General features: G+C 41.0%; 19 protein-coding genes. 15 read left to right on the plus strand and 4 right to left on the minus strand.

Annotation, left to right across the window (positions count from 1 at the left end; genetic code table 11):
• The first annotated feature begins 72 nt into the window (after positions 1-72).
• From IPH84_01450 to IPH84_01460, 3 genes are all read left to right on the plus strand, one after another.
• Positions 73-1,263, plus strand: coding sequence for an isocitrate/isopropylmalate dehydrogenase family protein (locus IPH84_01450; GenBank protein ID MBK7171906.1), 1,191 nt, complete (start codon positions 73-75; stop codon positions 1,261-1,263).
• Positions 1,264-1,359: 96 nt separating this feature from the next.
• Entirely contained in the window at positions 1,360-1,926 is a 567-nt protein-coding gene (locus tag IPH84_01455; protein MBK7171907.1) for an HDIG domain-containing protein, read from the plus strand.
• Positions 1,927-2,083: 157 nt separating this feature from the next.
• Positions 2,084-3,883, plus strand: coding sequence for a 3-isopropylmalate dehydratase large subunit (locus IPH84_01460; protein ID MBK7171908.1), 1,800 nt, complete (start codon positions 2,084-2,086; stop codon positions 3,881-3,883).
• Positions 3,884-4,518: 635 nt separating this feature from the next.
• Here the strand turns inward: IPH84_01460 and IPH84_01465 are convergent.
• Positions 4,519-4,890, minus strand: coding sequence for a hypothetical protein (locus IPH84_01465; GenBank protein ID MBK7171909.1), 372 nt, complete (start codon positions 4,888-4,890; stop codon positions 4,519-4,521).
• Positions 4,891-4,935: 45 nt separating this feature from the next.
• Positions 4,936-5,547, minus strand: coding sequence for a hypothetical protein (locus IPH84_01470; GenBank protein ID MBK7171910.1), 612 nt, complete (start codon positions 5,545-5,547; stop codon positions 4,936-4,938).
• Between the two features lie 137 nt (positions 5,548-5,684).
• On the opposite strand from IPH84_01470, the gene IPH84_01475 reads away from it, so the two are divergent.
• The 7 genes from IPH84_01475 to IPH84_01505 all read left to right on the plus strand — a co-directional run bounded on the left by IPH84_01475 (position 5,685) and on the right by IPH84_01505 (position 10,866).
• Positions 5,685-6,083 carry an Rrf2 family transcriptional regulator gene (locus IPH84_01475; protein ID MBK7171911.1) on the plus strand — a complete coding sequence of 133 codons (399 nt, stop codon included), beginning with the start codon at positions 5,685-5,687 and terminating at the stop codon, positions 6,081-6,083.
• Between the two features lie 120 nt (positions 6,084-6,203).
• Complete coding sequence (locus IPH84_01480) at positions 6,204-6,641, plus strand: Rrf2 family transcriptional regulator (protein MBK7171912.1); 438 nt, start codon at positions 6,204-6,206, stop codon at positions 6,639-6,641.
• Positions 6,616-7,512 (plus strand): 4Fe-4S binding protein, encoded by an 897-nt coding sequence (locus tag IPH84_01485; GenBank protein MBK7171913.1) that lies wholly within the window; start codon positions 6,616-6,618, stop codon positions 7,510-7,512. Before IPH84_01480 ends, IPH84_01485 begins: the two co-directional genes overlap by 26 nt.
• A gap of 90 nt (positions 7,513-7,602) precedes the next feature.
• Positions 7,603-9,846 (plus strand): nitric-oxide reductase large subunit, encoded by a 2,244-nt coding sequence (locus IPH84_01490; GenBank protein ID MBK7171914.1) that lies wholly within the window; start codon positions 7,603-7,605, stop codon positions 9,844-9,846.
• A gap of 19 nt (positions 9,847-9,865) precedes the next feature.
• Entirely contained in the window at positions 9,866-10,207 is a 342-nt protein-coding gene (locus IPH84_01495) for a cupin domain-containing protein (GenBank protein MBK7171915.1), read from the plus strand.
• 17 nt (positions 10,208-10,224) lie between these two features.
• A complete protein-coding gene (locus IPH84_01500) occupies positions 10,225-10,539 on the plus strand; it encodes a nitrous oxide-stimulated promoter family protein (GenBank protein MBK7171916.1) in 315 nt (104 codons plus the stop codon).
• 12 nt (positions 10,540-10,551) lie between these two features.
• Positions 10,552-10,866 carry a cupin domain-containing protein gene (locus tag IPH84_01505; protein ID MBK7171917.1) on the plus strand — a complete coding sequence of 105 codons (315 nt, stop codon included), beginning with the start codon at positions 10,552-10,554 and terminating at the stop codon, positions 10,864-10,866.
• 10 nt (positions 10,867-10,876) lie between these two features.
• On the opposite strand, the gene IPH84_01510 is transcribed toward IPH84_01505, so the two are convergent.
• On the minus strand, positions 10,877-11,029 hold the full coding sequence (locus IPH84_01510; GenBank protein MBK7171918.1) for a hypothetical protein: 153 nt from the start codon (positions 11,027-11,029) through the stop codon (positions 10,877-10,879).
• Positions 11,030-11,142: 113 nt separating this feature from the next.
• On the opposite strand from IPH84_01510, the gene IPH84_01515 reads away from it, so the two are divergent.
• The 5 genes from IPH84_01515 (at position 11,143) to IPH84_01535 (ending at position 16,690) form a co-directional block, all read left to right on the plus strand.
• Positions 11,143-11,952: a DUF1338 domain-containing protein gene (locus tag IPH84_01515; protein MBK7171919.1), complete on the plus strand. Its 810-nt coding sequence runs from the start codon at positions 11,143-11,145 to the stop codon at positions 11,950-11,952.
• Positions 11,953-11,997: 45 nt separating this feature from the next.
• A complete protein-coding gene (locus IPH84_01520; protein ID MBK7171920.1) occupies positions 11,998-12,714 on the plus strand; it encodes a hypothetical protein in 717 nt (238 codons plus the stop codon).
• A 4-nt stretch (positions 12,715-12,718) separates the two neighbouring features.
• Positions 12,719-13,099 carry an SRPBCC domain-containing protein gene (locus IPH84_01525; protein MBK7171921.1) on the plus strand — a complete coding sequence of 127 codons (381 nt, stop codon included), beginning with the start codon at positions 12,719-12,721 and terminating at the stop codon, positions 13,097-13,099.
• 116 nt (positions 13,100-13,215) lie between these two features.
• Positions 13,216-16,140, plus strand: coding sequence for an FAD-binding protein (locus IPH84_01530; GenBank protein MBK7171922.1), 2,925 nt, complete (start codon positions 13,216-13,218; stop codon positions 16,138-16,140).
• Between the two features lie 19 nt (positions 16,141-16,159).
• The gene (locus IPH84_01535; protein ID MBK7171923.1) at positions 16,160-16,690 is read left to right on the plus strand and encodes an NUDIX domain-containing protein; all 531 of its coding nucleotides are present in this window, start codon (positions 16,160-16,162) and stop codon (positions 16,688-16,690) included.
• A 46-nt stretch (positions 16,691-16,736) separates the two neighbouring features.
• Here the strand turns inward: IPH84_01535 and IPH84_01540 are convergent, their stop codons facing one another.
• The gene (locus IPH84_01540; GenBank protein MBK7171924.1) at positions 16,737-18,569 is read right to left on the minus strand and encodes a hypothetical protein; all 1,833 of its coding nucleotides are present in this window, start codon (positions 18,567-18,569) and stop codon (positions 16,737-16,739) included.
• Positions 18,570-18,659: the final 90 nt, after the last annotated feature.

The raw sequence follows: 18,659 nt of genomic DNA on the forward strand, positions 1-18,659 counted from the left end.
TGCAATGTTCCGCTGATATTCTAATTTTGACCATAAATAGAGAAGTAGTTAACACCTGTTAAAACCAAGTTTATGGCAAAAAGGACAATTGTAGCGATGCCCGGAGATGGCATCGGGAAAGCAGTACTGGATGAGGCTATCCGCGTGTTGGATGCAGCCGGTTTTGATGCTGAATATGTAAATGGTGACATTGGATGGGAATTCTGGTGCAAGGAAGGAAACCCTCTTCCTGATCGCACAATAGAGCTTCTCAAGAAACACAAAATAGCGCTTTTTGGAGCTATTACTTCCAAGCCAAAGGACAAAGCTGCATCTGAACTTGCTCCTGAACTTCAGGGCAAAGGATATACCTATTATAGTCCAATTGTTTCCATGCGCCAGATGTTTGATCTGGATATCTGCCAGCGTCCATGCCGGACTTTTAAAGGAAACCCTCTGAATTTTATCAGAAGGGGAAAGGGCGGAACGATTGATGAGCCTGTTATCGATACCATGATTTTCCGTCAAAACACTGAGGGATTATATGGTGGTGTTGAATGGACAAATCCTTCGGATCTTGTTTATGAAGCCCTCATGAGCCATCCTAAATTCAAAGAAAATTTTGCATGGTGCCCTCGTCCTGAACTAGCTGTTTCAACTCGTATTTTCACAAAAAAATATACTACCCGGATCGTAAAAGCTGCATTTGAATATGCTAAAGAAAAAGGGTTTAAAACAGTTACTGTTTGCGAAAAGCCTAATGTGATCCGTGAGACTTCCGGAATGATGCTGAAAGTTGCACAGGAAATGTCGAAGAATGAATACCCTGATATTCGTGTTCAGGATGTAAACATTGATGCCCAAATGATGTGGCTGACAAAGAATCCTGAAACTTATAATGTTATTGTTGCCGGAAATATGTTCGGAGATATCGTTTCCGATGGATTCGCCGGACTTGTCGGAGGTCTTGGATTTGCATGCAGTGCCAATATTGGTCCTGAAGTTGCTGTTTTTGAGCCTACACATGGTTCAGCACCTAAGTATGCAGATTACCCAGTTTCCATAGTCAACCCGATAGCCATGGTGATGTCAGCCTGTATGATGCTTGACCATATTGGTGAAGGTGAGATGGCTACCCGGATCAGGAAAGCAATTTCCATGGTGGTTGAAGAAGGTAAGGTGATGGCGTACGACATGTTGAAAATGGGAGGTTCACCTGATGTAGTAAATCAGGGTGCCGCTTCAACCCGTCAGATGGCTGATGCCATTATTGCAAAGCTCTAGTATTTAAAGCTGAATGAATAATCCCCTTTGTTTATTACTTAGACAAAGGGGATTATATTAAGAAATACATTAATTTCAATCAAAAGATATAAGTATATGGTGATTAAACCTGAATTTATCGAACAAGCCAGGGAATTATGGCCTGAACTTGAATGGATCAATGATTCATCACTTAAAGAACAAACTACCCATACCTGGGCACTGGCACTTCAAAAGAGTGTGCTGACTCCCAAGGATTTGAATACCATTCCTTTCACCCTTCTTTGTGGGCCTGACCTCAAGGTTACCTTCATGGGACATAAGAGGGCGGTTGTGCATATTGCCAAAGATTGCGGAGATCAGATGAATAAATTCTTCAAAGATGATCTCCCTGTAAATATGGATGTCCTTATTGCAGGTGCTATTCTGGCCGATGTTGGAAAATTGCTTGAATATGAATTAAAGGATGGAAAATCTGTACAAGGAAGTTATGGTAAATACGTGCGTCATCCCTTTTCAGGCGTTTCTCTGGCAGAGCAGTGCGGTGTTCCCGCCAGTGTTTGTCACATCATTGCAACCCATGCAGGAGAAGGCGACATGGTAAAGCGTTCAGTTGAAGCATATGTAGTGCATCATGCTGATTTCATGACATTTGAACCATTTCGTGAAAGACTAAAGCTCTAAATCTTCTGATTTTCGTGTTAACCGGTAACTCAACATCTGTGTTGAAGATACTGTTTAGGAAGAATCCATGTCAGGAATTGCAGCAAAATCAACTGCTTTTTAATAAAATAGTGACAGATCAATGTTAACTTATTAACCCATAACCTTATATAATATGATGACCATCATAGAGAAAATTATTGCCCAACATTCGAACCAGTCGATTGTGAAACCAGGGGATATTGTGGATGTATTTATTGATGCCCGTGCTGCCAGGGATTTTGGAGGAGCCAATGTTGTTGAAAATATTCTTAACAATGGGTTAACTGTACATGATCCATCCAGGACTTTCTTCACTTTCGATTGCAATCCTGGAGGCAGTGATCAGAAATATGCTGCCAATCAGCATTTTTGCAGGCTGTTTGCCAGGCAGAATGACATAAAGGTTTATGATATTGATTCAGGAGTAGGTACCCACCTTGCCATTGATAAAGGGTTAGCTTTTCCTGGCAGTACTTTTGTATCCACTGATTCGCATGCCAACATTATGGGTGCAATTGGGGCATTCGGACAAGGGATGGGCGACCAGGATATTGCTGCTGCATGGGCAAAAGGATCTGTTTGGTTTAAAGTACCTGAATCAGTAAGGCTTATACTAAATGGGAAAAAACCTTCCAATGTATCTGCCAAAGATGTGATCCTAAATCTTCTGGCCATTTATGGCGCCAATAAACTTTTGGGCTATTCTGTAGAGATTAGTGGAATTCCTGTGGAAGAGTTTACCCTGGATGAAAGAATCACCATTGCCTCTATGGCGACAGAGATGGGGGCAATTATTCTGCTTTTTACTCCAAATGATAAGATACTGGGAGAACTCTATGCAAAGACTGGCAAGCTTTTCCAAGCGGTTACCCCGGATGAAGGAGCAAGCTATGTTTTTTCCCATGAAATCGATATGTCGGCCTTTGTTCCGATGGTTGCCAACCCTGGTCATCCGCATGACGATTCACCAGTTTCGCTGGTTAAAAACACAAAGATTGATTCTGCATTCCTGGGCAGTTGTACAAATGGGAGAATTGAGGATCTCCGCATAGCAGCTGATATCCTAAAAGGAAGGCGGGTTGCCCCCGGAGTAGTATTCAAGGTAGTCCCTTCAACTGATGCTATCTGGCGTCAGGCCTTAGATGAAGGCCTTATCCAGATTTTTAAGGACGCAGGTGCCTTAGTTTCCAATGCAGGTTGTGCGGGTTGTGCTGCAGGGCAAGTGGGACAAAACGGCCCCGAAGAGATCAGTATCAGCACAGGAAACAGGAATTTCTCAGGCAAACAGGGAAAAGGTTCCATGTATCTTGCTTCCCCTGAAATTGTTGCTGCTTCAGCCATCGCCGGATTCATTACCACTCCCGATGAAATACCAGATGAACCCGCTTTATTTGCTAAGAAAGAGATGAAAGCCCGGGAAGTAGTTACCAGGGAGATCACTGAAAAGCCTTTCATATTTGAAGGAAGAGCATGGGTAATCCGCAGAGATGATATCGATACTGATATGATCTTCCATAACAGGTACTTAACCATCACTAATATTAAAGAGATGGGACAGTATTCATTCGACAATCTGAAAGGCTATGAAGACTTTGCCAAGAAAGCGCAGCCAGGAGATATCATATTTACAACCAAGAATTTCGGGGCAGGAAGTTCAAGACAGCAGGCGGTGGATTGCTTCCTTTCCCTGGGTGTATCTGCCATTATTGCTGAATCGTTTGGTGCCATATATGAGCGAAATGCTATTAATGCTGCCATGCCAATCCTCACCTATAGTGCCGGTCAACTTGAAGAACTCGGACTGGAGCAGGATGACAAAGTCAGAATCAATATTCAAACAGGGGAATTAAATAACCTGACCCGCAACAAAACAGTTATGATCAATAAGTGTTATGATGCACAATTACAGATCTATAAAAATGGAGGACTCTTATAATTTATCCTCCGAATTATGAAAAAGAGGCTGTCTCAAAACTTTTGAGACGGTCTCCTTTTTTTAGAGAGACATTTACATCTTGTAACCCCAGCCTTTAGGCTGGGGACATGCTGCTCAACAAAAACCGTGGCCTTTAGGCCTGACAGATTGGTTTGAAGTTGAGCAGAAAAATGTTTCCTGTTTGTTCTTTCAATATTCACTAAAACAATGCCCGAAATTTCATACTGAAACAACAACAATTATGAAGGTAAATGTTATCATAATAGGTTAATTATTCATTCCATAAGTCAGGCCTAAAGGCCGCTCTTACTTGGTATTGACAACCCCAGCCTAAAGGCTGGGGTTTCAAGATGATTTATGAATATTTTCTGATTAAATAGGCCTGAACTCCTGAGTTACAGTATCATCTTTCAAGTCAATAAATGAAGATGTCTCAAATTCAACATTTTGTCATAATCTCGTCTTCACTCGATTTGAAAAAATGGATGAGATTTAGTGGTCAGACTGTGCGGAGCCGAAGTTGACTACGCCTTTTGAGACAGCCTCTTTTTTTAGTTGAAGTGAGCTATATTAGCTACTATTAGTTTGAGATAAACCTCAAAAAATTTGGCAAGAAATAACTCAATGAATCATTTTCACTTAGACTCATGAACTTTTGCAGGGGACATTAAAAGAACACCCGGAAGAACAAAAGGCAAAGAAAATAGCAATGCCATTTGCCATCCCTGGAAGCCGCCGGAAATTAACAGGTATATCCCCATGATCACTCCACCTGCGATCATCACTATACCACCTTTTTTTTGTCTTTTCCAGGCTAATACATACCCGGAAACTGTAAGCAGCATCATGATTAAAATAGGGACAACACCCAATTTGCCATCAATTATTTCTGCTACACCATCACCTATCAGGAATAGAAGGAAAAACAAAGAGGGTAAAAAACCCAGCACCAAGGCCAGAACATGCAGTATAGTAAAGTTCGGGAACCAGGATTTAATGGATTTCATATTAATTGTTTCAGACATTCAAAGATAACAGTTTCACTTATATCCTTAATTACCGGAAAACTCAGTACCGAAAGTAATGTAACCGGGATAGGTAATAGGAAAACCAGAAACATTTATCGTTGGTTGAAGTTTCATAGTAAATCTGGTAGGTTTATTTCCGGTACCAGCAAGATTTAATCCGAAATTCACAATAGCATCAAGGCTTTTGCCGGAAAGGGCTTGCTTCAGATCAACACTCATCTTCATAGGAATAACAGCGATGCCATTATTGGCGGGTATTGTAACCTGCTGATTTACGACTCCTTTAGTCATTTCTATCCCGTCAATGAAGAGAATCCAATCTAACTTTGTAATTCCTGCAGCGGCAGTATTTGGATTTTTAGCCTCAATATTGAGCGTAAAGTCGAGAGGGAATTGTCCTGAGGCAACTGCTGCAGTAAGCTTAGCGGCATCTTTTAGTGTGAGGTCAGAGTATTTATGAATGCTCTGTACATTAATCCCAGCCAAGGTTAATTGATTGACTGACTGTAATTTAAATTCGCACTTGGAAAGATTTGCCATTTGAGATGCTTGTTGAAGAACATCGCAGGAATTCATCGTAAGCGCGGAGAGCAAAATAATGAGGAAACCAGTAATTTTATACTTATACGTTTTCATGATTTATAGATTTTATGGGATGGGAAATAGCAAAAACCATTCCTGAAATTATTTAGAATGATTCGAAATTTATGAAAAGTCAAACTTAGTAATAAAAAAGTATCGACATTTGAGCAAATAAATACCCAATTATCAAAATGGCAAAAATAGTTTCATATTCAGAAGCAGCTTCAATAGGAATGCATGGAATGGTGCTGGTTGCACGTGCAGGAGAAACAGTGAATGTACAGAAAATCTCTGATATTACCGGCTCAAGCCGCCATCATGTTGCCAAAGTGATGCAACGCCTTGTGAAAGAAGGTTTTTTGCTCTCAAACAGGGGCCCTTCGGGAGGATTTCAACTGAGTGTTGATCCTGGTAGTGTTACCTTACTTCAGATTTATGAATCTATTGAAGGGCATGTTAAAGTTGTAGAATGTCCTCATGACAAGCCTGTATGCCCTTTTGGCAAATGTATTCTTGGGACCGTTGTACTACAGATGAGTCAACTATTCAGAGATCACCTAAATAGCCATACACTGGCCGATTTGCTCTAGAACTAAAGGTTTGTTCTTCTCCCCTTTCAAATTGTAATAAAAGATTTTTTTAACAAAAACACCAAAAGTCTAAAAACAATGTATATTTGCGCATTGTAATACTTAAATTCCTATTTAGAATTGAGCAAGATTGTACATATTTCTGAAGCGGCTTCAATAGCTATTCATAGCCTGGCAATCATTGCGTCCAGTCCTGAGATGTTGAATGCAAGGCAGATTGCAAAGCTGACTGGCTCATCTTCGAACCATCTTTCAAAGGTGATGCAACTCCTGGTAAAAAATGATTATCTAAAATCGACGCGTGGTCCAAATGGAGGATTTATTCTCAATAAACCAGCCAACCAGATCACCCTCCTGGAAGTTTATGAATTTATTGAAGGTGAGATAGATTGTAAGTTTTGTGGCATACCCGAGGAAAAATGTCCATTTATTAGTTGTGTTTTTGGTCTTAAAGCTGAAATTTTTTCAGAAGAATTTGTTTTATACCTGAAACAGACCATGATATCAGATCTAACAACCAAACCAAAAATATATGCTTCGAAAGATCATTCAAATTGATGAAGAGAAATGCAATGGATGTGGCTTATGCATTCCAAATTGCCATGAAGGTGCCTTACAAATTATTGATGGAAAGGCAAGATTAATCAGTGACCTGTTTTGTGATGGATTAGGGGCCTGCATCGGGCATTGTCCTGAAGGTGCCATTGAGATCATTGAAAGGGAAGCAGAGGCTTACAACGAAACCAAAGTAATGGAGATTATCTCTAAGCAGGGTAGAAATACCATACTTGCCCATCTTGAACATTTAAGAGACCATAAAGAGTTTGAACTTTTAAAGGAGGCAATCGCCTATATAAAAGAAAATGACATCGATCTTAGTCCGGAAGCTGCTGTTGCCCAAGCCTCAGTAGTTCATAATCTGCAGGCTGCCATTAAGGAATCCAAATCGTCCCCGATGTGCGGTTGTTCCGGGTCACAACCGATGGATTTCAAGATTGATATGGATAAATTAAACCAATCGGTTGCTGAAACTACTACTCCTTCTCATGTACCTTCAGAACTAAGGCAATGGCCTGTTCAGCTTCATCTCCTGAACCCCCAGGCTTCTTATTTTCAAAACGCTGATGTACTTCTGGCCGCAGATTGTGCAGCTTTTGCCATGGGAGATTTCCATGGCACTTTTATGAAAGGAAAAGCATTAGCCATTGCTTGTCCAAAACTCGACTCCAATAAAGAATCCTATATTGATAAAATTGCTGCCATGATTACCCTGGCAAATATTCAATCCATAACGGTTGTTATGATGGAAGTTCCGTGTTGTGGCGGACTGCTTCAATTGGTGAAACTAGCTGTTCAAAAAGCCAATGTGACCATACCGGTCCACAAATCTATCATCAGCATTAAAGGTGAGGTCATTAGTTCTGAATGAGTTAAAAGGGCCAGCTCCTTTCATTTGCATTGAAAGGAGCTTTTTTTATAGTTTTAATTAAGTATTTAAGTACTCATAAATAAACACAAAATGAAAAACAGAAAACTTTGGTTTGGCTTTATTGCTGTTATGGTAATTTCTTTCGCCGTTCTAGGGTATTATGGAAAGGAAATTTACCGTCAGGCTCCCCCGATCCCTGATTTTGTTAAATCAACGGATGGAAAAATTCTCTTTACCGGACAGGATATCAAGGATGGACAAAACATCTGGCAATCAATTGGAGGACAAGAAGTTGGGACGATATGGGGACATGGATCCTATGTTGCACCAGACTGGTCGGCAGATTGGCTGCACCGGGAAGCAAGTTTCATGCTGGAATCCTATGCATTGAATAATGATAGCACCACTTTCTCAGCTTTGGATTTGGAAAAGCAGGCGGCATACAAGGCAAGGCTTCAAAAAGACATTAGGACAAATACTTATGATCCTGATAAAAAGGAGTTGACGATTTCGGTGGTTAGAGCTGAAGCAATCAGGCAGGTTAGCGAGCATTACACCGGGCTCTTCATGAGTGACACTTCAAAATCGGCTTTGAGAGATGCTTATGCAATTCCTGCCAACACCATCAAAACATTGGACAGGATGCAGAAAATGAATGCATTCTTTTTCTGGACATCATGGGCATGTGTCACCAACAGGCCAGGCAGTGATATCAGTTATACCAATAACTGGCCGTCAGAAGAGTTGGTAGCAAATACACCTACAAGTTCACTGATACTATGGACAGGTTTCAGTGTTATCGTATTATTGGCAGGTATTGGATTGCTTGCCTGGTATTATGCCCGGACCCGGGAAGAAGAGGAAATAGAACGATTGACCAGAGACCCATTTTTAGGTCTGGCCATGACTCCTTCGATGAAAGCCACTCTCAAATATTTCTGGGTAGTGACCGGATTAATCCTTGTTCAGGTCCTGATGGGAATTATAACAGCACATTATGGTGTGGAAGGACAAGCTTTCTATGGTTTCCCGCTTTCCGACTTCCTCCCCTATTCCTTATCCAGAACCTGGCATGTTCAGCTGGCAATATTCTGGATAGCTACTTCATGGTTAGCCACCGGTTTATACCTGGCACCTGCAATTTCGGGGCATGAGCCAAAGTTTCAGAGGTTTGGAGTTAATTTCCTGTTCATGGCACTCCTCGTCATTGTTGTTGGATCATTAGCAGGGCAATGGTTTGGAATCATGCAAAAATTAGGACTTGTCTCGAATTTCTACTTTGGTCACCAGGGATATGAGTATGTTGACCTGGGAAGGTTCTGGCAGGCATTTCTTTTTATAGGCCTTATTTTATGGTTACTCCTGATGGGTAGAGCCATCTGGCCAGCCATTACAAAAAAGGATGAAAACAGGCATTTGCTTACCATGTTCCTGATCGCTTCCATAGCTATTGCTGCTTTTTATGGTGCAGGGCTTATGTGGGGACGACAGACCAACCTGGCTATTGCTGAATATTGGAGATGGTGGGTTGTTCACCTATGGGTTGAAGGCTTCTTTGAAGTATTTGCAACAGTTGCCATCGCCTTTCTTTTTGTCAAATTAAACCTTGTCAGGACTAAGACAGCGACAAGTAATGTTTTATTCTCTACCATTGTTTTTCTTTCAGGAGGTATCATCGGCACCTTCCATCATTTGTATTTTACCGGTACTCCAACAGCCATCCTTGCTTTAGGGGCAACATTCAGTGCCCTGGAGGTTGTTCCCCTGGTTCTTTTAGGTTTCGAAGCCCATTCAACTTTAAAAATTGCAAAATCTGACACCTGGATCAGGAATTATAGGTGGCCGATTTACAGTTTCCTGGCAGTAACATTCTGGAACCTGGTAGGAGCCGGAATCTTTGGATTTCTGATCAATCCTCCAATTGCCCTCTATTATATGCAGGGGTTGAACACCACCCCGGTGCATGGCCACACGGCATTATTTGGTGTATACGGAATGCTGGGAATTGGGCTTATGTTATTTGTCCTTAGAACGATGAACCCTGATGCCACCTGGAAATCAACCTATATCAGGTTTGCATTCTGGTCGATCAATATCGGTTTAGCATTGATGGTTCTTCTGAGTGTTTTACCTGTCGGACTTGCTCAAACCTGGGTGAGTGTGAAATACGGTTTATGGTATGCACGTTCTGCAGAATTCCTTCAGAGTGATATTTTATCAACATTCCGTTGGCTAAGGGTAATCGGAGATACTATATTTGCTCTCGGAACATTATCCCTGGGCTGGTTTATCATTGGACTAAAAACCGGCTGGTCAATTGAAAAGAAAAATTAATCCATTTAAACATAAAACTATGGAACCCAATGTATTTGAAACCGGAAAAACTTTTAGTTTTTCAGAAAAAGTTGACTACTCTGCCGGAGGGATTGTAAGCAAAAAAGTCATCCAGAAAGAAAATGGGAATGTCACCTTATTTGCTTTTGATGAAGGGCAAAAGCTAAGTGAACATACTGCTCCGTTTGATGCCCTGGTGCAGGTACTGGATGGTGAAGCTGAAATAGTGATCAATGGAAATCCCAATCTGCTCAAGGCTGGTCAGAGCATTATTATGCCGGGCGGTATTCCACATGCTGTTAATGCCATCAAACCTTTTAAGATGTTACTTATCATGATCAGGAATCTGCCAGCAGTTTAATTCTTTGAACAGTCATCATGCTATTGTTTCAAAACAGGCGGAAGAGAGAATTCATCATTGTAACAACCATGATCAGAATGTATTGCAAAAAAAATCATTCCACTGATCAGGTTCCATGTATTGAATGCCAGGATTTAATCCGCTATGCAGATACCAGGCTTGAAAGATGTAAATTTGGTGATGAGAAGCCTGTTTGTAAAGATTGTGTGGTTCATTGTTATTCAAAAGAACAAAGAGAAAAAATGAAGACTGTCATGAAATGGTCAGGACCAAGGATGATATATCTGCATCCACTCTTCGCCCTGGTACATTTATTTGATTCCAGACACTAAAAGAAATCAAACATGAATATTTCGATTAAAAATCTGAAAAACGCTGAGAAACTTGCCACTGAATTTGAGGCCTTTAGAATGTATCAGTCTGAACGTCTCGAAGTAGTACATATATGCCTCAAACCAAACGAGAGTATTCCTTTACACAAGAACCCGGTCAGGGTAGTATTCTGTATTTTACAGGGTTCTGGAATCCTTGTCACTGAAGAAGGAAAATCTGTTGTTTCGCCATTTGACAGCATAGAGATATTGGAAAATACCTCCAGGAGCCTTGAGAATCCTGGTGAAACAGAGTTAAGGGTATTAGTATTGAAGCAAATAAATTGATACTGAAAACTTAGGATGAAAGCGCCTCAACAGGCGCTTTTTTATTTTTTGCAGCTATCTCATCTTGCATTAATACCATGGTAGATCTAGGAATGAACCCAGGTAAAACAACTGAAATATCGAATATTTTTGGTAAGGGAATCTTAAAAAGGGCTAATTCCATGCATACCAGGACTATTAAAAGATCGAATTAATTAAGGCAGATGAATAACAAGAACCTTTACTTTTGATCCCTTTTATGTAATTTCGTCATTCAATAACCCAATAACCTGAATAATGGAGAAAGCTAAAGAAATATTTGAAAAGTTGTGGCAGGATTATATCATTCAAAACCCTGAAGCTAAGCAAGTTTATGATGCTTTTGTTGCAGAAGGAGAGATCGTTGAGAATGATCATATTGCATTCCGCACATTTTATCATCCTCATATTAATGTGGATGTTCTGTCCCGTCCGTTCCTGCTGGCCGGATACGTTCAGAAAGGCTACTACGTTTTTGAAGATAAACACCTGACGGCCAAGCATTATGAACACCCTGACTGGGCAGAAGCTCCAAGGGTTTTTATCAGTCAGCTGATGACTGAACATTTCAGCCCGGAACTTCAGCAGGTGGTGAGTGGAATTATTGCCCGATTACCTGAATCTCTATATTTCAGTAATGAGGTGATCTATGCAGGCGATGTATGGGGTATGCCTTCCTATTCAACTTATGAGATGTTGAGAAAGGAGTCGGAATATGCAGCATGGTTGTATGTTTACGGATTCAGGGTAAATCATTTTACCGTCAGTATCAATCATTTAAAAAAGCTGAATACCATTGAAATTGTGAATCAATTTCTGAATGACAAAGGATTTCTCCTGAATGAATCCGGAGGACGTGTAAAAGGCACCCCTGCTGAACTTCTTGAACAGTCGAGCACAAAAGCCGGTATACTTCCGATCCAATTCATTGAAGGGATTTATCATATCCCTTCCTGTTATTATGAATTTGCCCGCAGGTACCCGGATACAGATGGCGAGCTTTACTCCGGTTTTATCGCAAAATCAGCGGATAAAATCTTTGAAAGCACCGATTTCTACAAAAAGTAATACTGAAAATGGGTACTGAATACCCTGTATATAAAAAAGAAGTAAATGCATAAACGAATATTTCAGTACCTGTTGTTGATGCTGCTATGGATAGGCCCGATTGCTGTGTTTTCCCAGCAAAGGCCTTTCTGGTTGGGTGCCAGATATGGTTTTTCCCTCCCTTTAGGCCAGTTTGCATCACATGAATTCAAAAAGGATAATGTTGAATACGGTGCTTATGCGCTGCTCGGAAGTAATTTCACAGCTGAGGGTGGGTGGCATTTTTCCAAATCTTTAAGTGTTAGTGGAAGTGCATCAGTATCATATTTTCCTATAGCTTCCGGCTATTATGTCAAGGATAAAAAAGCCGATGACCCTGCATTGGAGGATCTTTGGATAAAATCAGGAGCCTATGAGATTTCTAAGTATTTGATTGGAGGCGCTTACTCTTTACCAATGGGCGAGCGATTTAACCTGGCATTGAATGCCCAGGGTGGAGTTTGCAGAGCGAAGTCCCCTGACCAGCTCTATGCAGCAACCTATTTTTTTATTGGAAAACTATCCTGGGTCAAAACCCAGGCTATTAGCACTACCCCTGCATTCTCGGCAGGTCTCAACCTCAGGTACAAGCTTTTTGACCATGTGGAACTATTCCTTCAGTCGGAATACAGTTACTCTGAAGCTGTGTTCACTTTCTGGGATGCCAACTTTATAATAAAAACTGACAGAATCCTGAAAATGCCGATGATAACGGTACAACCAGGTTTAAACATTACTTTCTGAAATCATGAAGAACTTAAAAAAGATCTATCATATCAAATCCCTCCCTGAGGATGTTTTTACAGCATTAACTAACCCATTGACCATTGAAATGTGGACCGGGGCTTCGGCTGTCATGATTCCGGAAGCCGGTACCGAGTTTTCACTATGGGATGGTGATATCACAGGTATTAATCTTGAAATTATACCTAATAAACTTTTGAAACAGAAATGGGATTTTGAAGGTGAAGAAGGCAATTCAATTGTAACCATCACCCTTGAACCGGAAGGTAAGGATACCAGGGTAGAAGTTCTGCATCTTGATATTCCTGATGATGCATTTGAAAATATTGCAGATGGATGGGACAGATACTATTTCAAGCCACTGAAAGATCTTTTGGAGGAATAGCTATCTGAGTCATATACTGCTATTAATAAATCACTTACATATAATCACCTGAAGTCTTTCATGATGTATTGAAAGTGTTTTCATGGCATTTGTACCAAAGAATAGTGATCACGCATATGATTCCTCATAACAAACTTTCGGAACTCAAAACTCACCTTAAGGGAGATGTGCTGGTTGATGAGGCCAGCCTATTAATGTATGCAACAGATGCTTCAGCCTACAGGGAACTTCCGTTAGCTGTAACCATTCCTGTTGATGATGCCGATCTCAAATACCTGGTTGGATTTGCCAGGCAGATGAAAATACCTCTTATTCCCAGAGCAGCAGGAACTTCATTGGCCGGACAGGTCGTTGGGAAAGGGATAATTGTTGATATTTCAAAGCATTTTACCTCCATTATTGAGATCAATGAGTCTGAACATTGGGTAAGGGTTCAACCTGGAGTAGTACTTGATGAATTAAACAAAGTACTATTGCCGAAAGGATTATTTTTTGGCCCTGAGACCTCGACTTCCAGCCGGTGTATGATTGGTGGGATGGTAGGCAATAATTCATGTGGTTCACATTCTCTAGTTTATGGGAGCACGCGTGACCATACCCTCGAAATAAAGGCCATTTTAAGTAATGGCCAGGAAGTGGTTTTCAATTCGTTGACAAAAGAAGAATTTGCAAAGAAATGTCTTCAGAAAGATCTTGAAGGGAGTATCTATCAGAATATTAATGAAATATTATCCGATCCCGGCCATCAATCAGAGATCATTCAACAATACCCCGACCCATCGATTCATCGCAGGAATACCGGGTATGCTTTAGACTTACTCCTTGATTCAAACCCTTTTATTGCCGGTAGCCAGCCATTCAATTTCTGTAAATTAATTGCAGGCTCAGAAGGCACTTTATGCCTGATAACAGAAATCAAGCTCAATTTGGTTCCCCTTCCACCTCCTGAAAAAGCTCTTTTGTGTGTTCACTGCAGTTCACTTGAAGATGCTTTCAAAGGAAATCTAGTGGCATTAAAACACAATCCTGTTGCTGTTGAACTGATGGATGACATCATTCTTCAGCAGACCAAATCAAATATCTCTCAAAACAAGAACCGCTTCTTTTTGCAGGGAGATCCTGCTGCGATACTCATCATTGAACTGGCAGAACAAACTAAGGAAGCACTTGATTTTAAAGCCAGCAAGCTTGAATCCGATTTCAGGACTGCGGGTTATGGATACCATTTCCCTTTGATAAAGGGTGAAGATATTAATAAAGTATGGGCATTGCGTAAAGCAGGATTAGGATTGCTTTCCAATGTACCGGGCGACGCCAAGCCCGTGGCAGTTGTTGAAGATACCGCAGTGAATCCGGAAGTGCTACCTGAATACCTTGCGGAATTCAAGTTGATGCTCGACCAGTATGGATTAAGTTGTGTATATCATGCTCATATTGCAACGGGAGAACTTCATCTGAGGCCTGTTTTGAATCTGAAAGAAGCAAAAGATGTTGAACTTTTCCATACCGTAGCGCTTGAAACGGCAAAACTTGTAAAAAAATACAGGGGATCCCTCAGCGGAGAACATGGTGATGGCAGGTTAAGAGGTGAATTTATCCCCCTGATGATCGGAGAAAAGAACTACCGCTTGCTGGAAGAGCTCAAACAGTGCTGGGATCCGGAAGGGATATTCAATCCGGGTAAGATTACCCGAACGCCTAAAATGAATTCCCAGCTGAGGTATAACAGCGGACAACAGGTTGATGAGCCTGAAACCTATTTCGATTTTTCAAGGACACATGGATTGCTGAGGGCAGCCGAACAGTGCAATGGTTCAGCTGATTGCAGGAAATCTTCCATCATGGGAGGTACGATGTGTCCGAGTTATATGGCTTCTTTCGATGAAAAGAACTCCACAAGAGCCAGGGCAAACATTTTAAGAGAATACCTGACTCATTCAACGAAGCCCAATCGTTTCGACCACAAGGAAATTTATGATGTGATGGACTTGTGCCTTTCGTGCAAAGGTTGTAAAAGCGAATGCCCGTCGAATGTTGATATGGCCAGGTACAAGGCTGAATTCCTTCAACATTGGTATAAGAACCATGGAATACCCATTCGTACACGGCTCATAGCCAATATTACACTGATTAACCAACTCGGGATGATCCTGCCTTCAGTTTTCAACTGGGTAGTTACCAACCCATTGACCAGCAGCCTGCTTAAGAAAACACTAGGCTTTGCACCTAAGCGATCCATTCCCGTACTTCATAAATATACCCTTCGTGCCTGGCTTAAAATAAACGGGAATAAGGGAAGTAATTTCAGCAATGGAGGTGTTTATCTTTTCGCTGATGAGTTCACTGATTACAATGATGTGACCGTGGGAATCAAAGCCATACAGTTGCTGAATAAACTTAATTACAAAGTTGAAATACCGGCGCATACACAAAGTGGCCGCACTTACTTATCGAAGGGTTTAGTCAAAGCATCCAAAAAGTTCGCCATCCGGAATGTGAATTCTTTAAAGGATATGGTGAATGATGCGACTCCTTTGATAGGCATTGAACCTTCTGCCATTCTGTCATTCCGCGATGAGTACCCTGACCTGGTCGGAAGCGAATTAAAAGATGCTGCCATCAAACTATCAAGAAACTGCCTGATGTTTGATGAATTTATAATGCAGGAGGTAGCAAAGGGAAAGATACAATCGAATCAGTTCTCCAGCAGGCAAGAAAGCATTAAACTGCATGGACATTGTCATCAGAAAGCACTTGCATCTACAGGACCCACAAAAGAGATGTTGTCGTTACCTGCCAATTACAGGATAGTAGAAATCAAATCCGGATGTTGCGGTATGGCGGGTTCCTTTGGATATGAGAAAGAGCATTATGAATTTTCCCAGAAAGTGGGAGAACTGGTATTATTCCCTGAAGTACGAAATTCTTCAGAAAACGTAATAATAGCAGCTCCCGGGACCAGTTGCAGGCACCAGATCAAGGATGGCACCGGAAGGAAGGCATTTCATCCGATTGAAATATTATATGATGCTTGTTTATAGCAATTAATTATGGCATCTGATGAGCAAATTAAACTTCCCCATCCAAGTTTTTAAGTTTTGTCCAAGGTGTGGATCTGCCCGGATAAAAGAGGCCAGTATAAGATCGATGAAGTGCCCGGATTGTGGGCTCGATTGGTATTTCAATATGGCAGCTGCAGTAGCTGGGCTAATTTTCAATGAAAAGGGTCAGCTCTTACTGACTATCAGGGCTAAAGATCCGGGAAAAGGATTGCTTGATCTTCCGGGAGGATTTGTGGATATGGGTGAAAATGCTGATCAGGCATTAAGAAGGGAAATCAAAGAAGAGCTTGACCTGGAAATCTCCACAATGGATTTTATGGGCTCTTATCCGAATCAGTATCTTTTCAGTGGAGTGATTTATGAAACCCTCGACCTGGTATTCAGGTGTAAAGTGGACAATTTTGACAATCTCTCAGCAGGGGATGATGTTGCCGGGTATATTTTCAAGAATCCCGACAAGATTGATATACAAGAAATTGGCTTACAATCCATTAAACAAATAATCCTAAAACTTCAATCGAAATCCTGAAGGGGATTGAGTTGCTTTTTCATTCTACTGAAGATGTTTAAAACGATTAGTTAAATTCAACAATTTCAGGTTTTCCGGTTTCAAACTCTTTTAAACCGAAGTCTCTTGTGTTAAATGTGTTCATTTTGATCACATTATTTCCCTGCGAGGGTATAACAGGATAATATGATAGTGATATCTGCAAGAAACTGGCATTCAGGAAATCGTTTTTGATAAGCACTCCTATTCCAAGGTGCGTATAAATCTTACTGCCCCTGAAACTCCCATTGGCATCCGACATCATACCTAAACTACCAAGCAGGTATGGGCCAAACCTGAAGCCGATGACACTCCATGGGGCATAGGATTGCGTCTGGAAGGTAAGGATACACTTAGCAGTGCTCATTTGTGCTTCCAGGTCAAATCCACTGCTTCCCATATAGGAATTAAAGGAAGTCGATTCCAATGGCAAACGATTGAAGCCCATTACGAATTCTGATTTTACAAACTGCCTGAATTTCCAATTTCCTATCTTCCTGAGTTTTGTGAAATAGGTACTTCCTGCAAGAAGGCTTCCCTCCTGCCGCTTGAGTCCGGTATAAAATGTACCTAGTTCGAACCTGAATGCCAGGTAGCCAAAATTGTAATAATCAGCCCAAAGACTTTTATACCCAAGGTAGTATGAAACCACTGAATTCCTGTTCCTGATCCCGGCCAATACGGTATATGACCTTCCAATCGGGATATCTTCGATGAAACCATACCGAAAGAGAAACCGGTCCTGAATATACTTCCTGGAATTAAGGCTTATACCAAGCAGATAAAGGGATTCATCAGCATATCTGAATGAAGTATCGATTGTTTCTGAAGGTTTTTCAAAGAATCGTTTTTTTATCCATCGGTTGGAAAGTATCAGATGTGTATTTCTTTCCACTTCGGATGTGCCCCGGAAAACAGGAATTGAATTTCCCACCCAATAGTCCTGAGTGTTAAAGCGATAATCCTGAAGGAATTTGCCTGAAGTCAGTAAAAGGGAATCCCTTCCGTATTTCTGCTCCAAAGAAAGTCCACCGGCCCATTGTGTATAGGTTGAATAAAATGGACGGTCGATATGAAGGTATTTATTATAACCCCCATTTTCTGATTGAGAATACCGAAGCTGTGCACTTATAAAGGTATTATACACATTAGGTATCTGGTATCCAACATCATACCAGGTTCTGAATATATCGAGGTTTCTCATTTGTTCCACCCTGAGTTGGTGACCTGATCCCAGGAAATTCTGTTCTTTAAGCGAAAGAGATAGTTGATTCCCGGAAAGGGCTCCATCAGGAACAATACTCCAGACATCCTGAATTTTGAGCAGGACATTAATGGAATCGTTTACTACTGCCAGCTCCATATATACCTCTCTGACATAAGACTGTTTACGCAGCAGTCGCAATGACTCCATAACTGACAAGGAATCGAAGGCCTGGTGCCGTCTGAAAAGGAGTAAGTTCTTTACAGCAAGAGGCAAAGTCTTCACATGCAAATAATTACCGGTTTTAGCTACCCTATCTACAGGTTTTCCGGCAGAATCTGATACCCTGTAACCAAATGGATCCAATACTTCAACCCGGACTGAACGGATGATTTTATTTTCACATTCCAGGTATGCTGGAGTTAGGCTACTGTTATCATGCCCTTCAATTCTATCCTGTAATTCAGCAGGGGCCGATTTAAAAAAAACAGGATAGATCAATCTTGTCAATCCTCTTTTGTTCGAATAATTCTGAATCTTTCTATATACCCTGCTACTATCTTTCCAGTCGAAACCCACTGAATCCTGACCAGTTACCGAAAGGTGCATAATTAATGCACAAAGGAATGCGAGTATCCTTCCGGGTTTTATTATCATTAGTGTGGTTCAGTGCTAAATCTAATTGTAAAGATAGCTGATTTCAGGAAACAGGTTTTAATGAGAAGTCCTGAGAACTTTTACAATAAA

This window comes from Bacteroidales bacterium (genome assembly GCA_016707785.1).
Taxonomy (GTDB): domain Bacteria; phylum Bacteroidota; class Bacteroidia; order Bacteroidales; family UBA4417; genus UBA4417.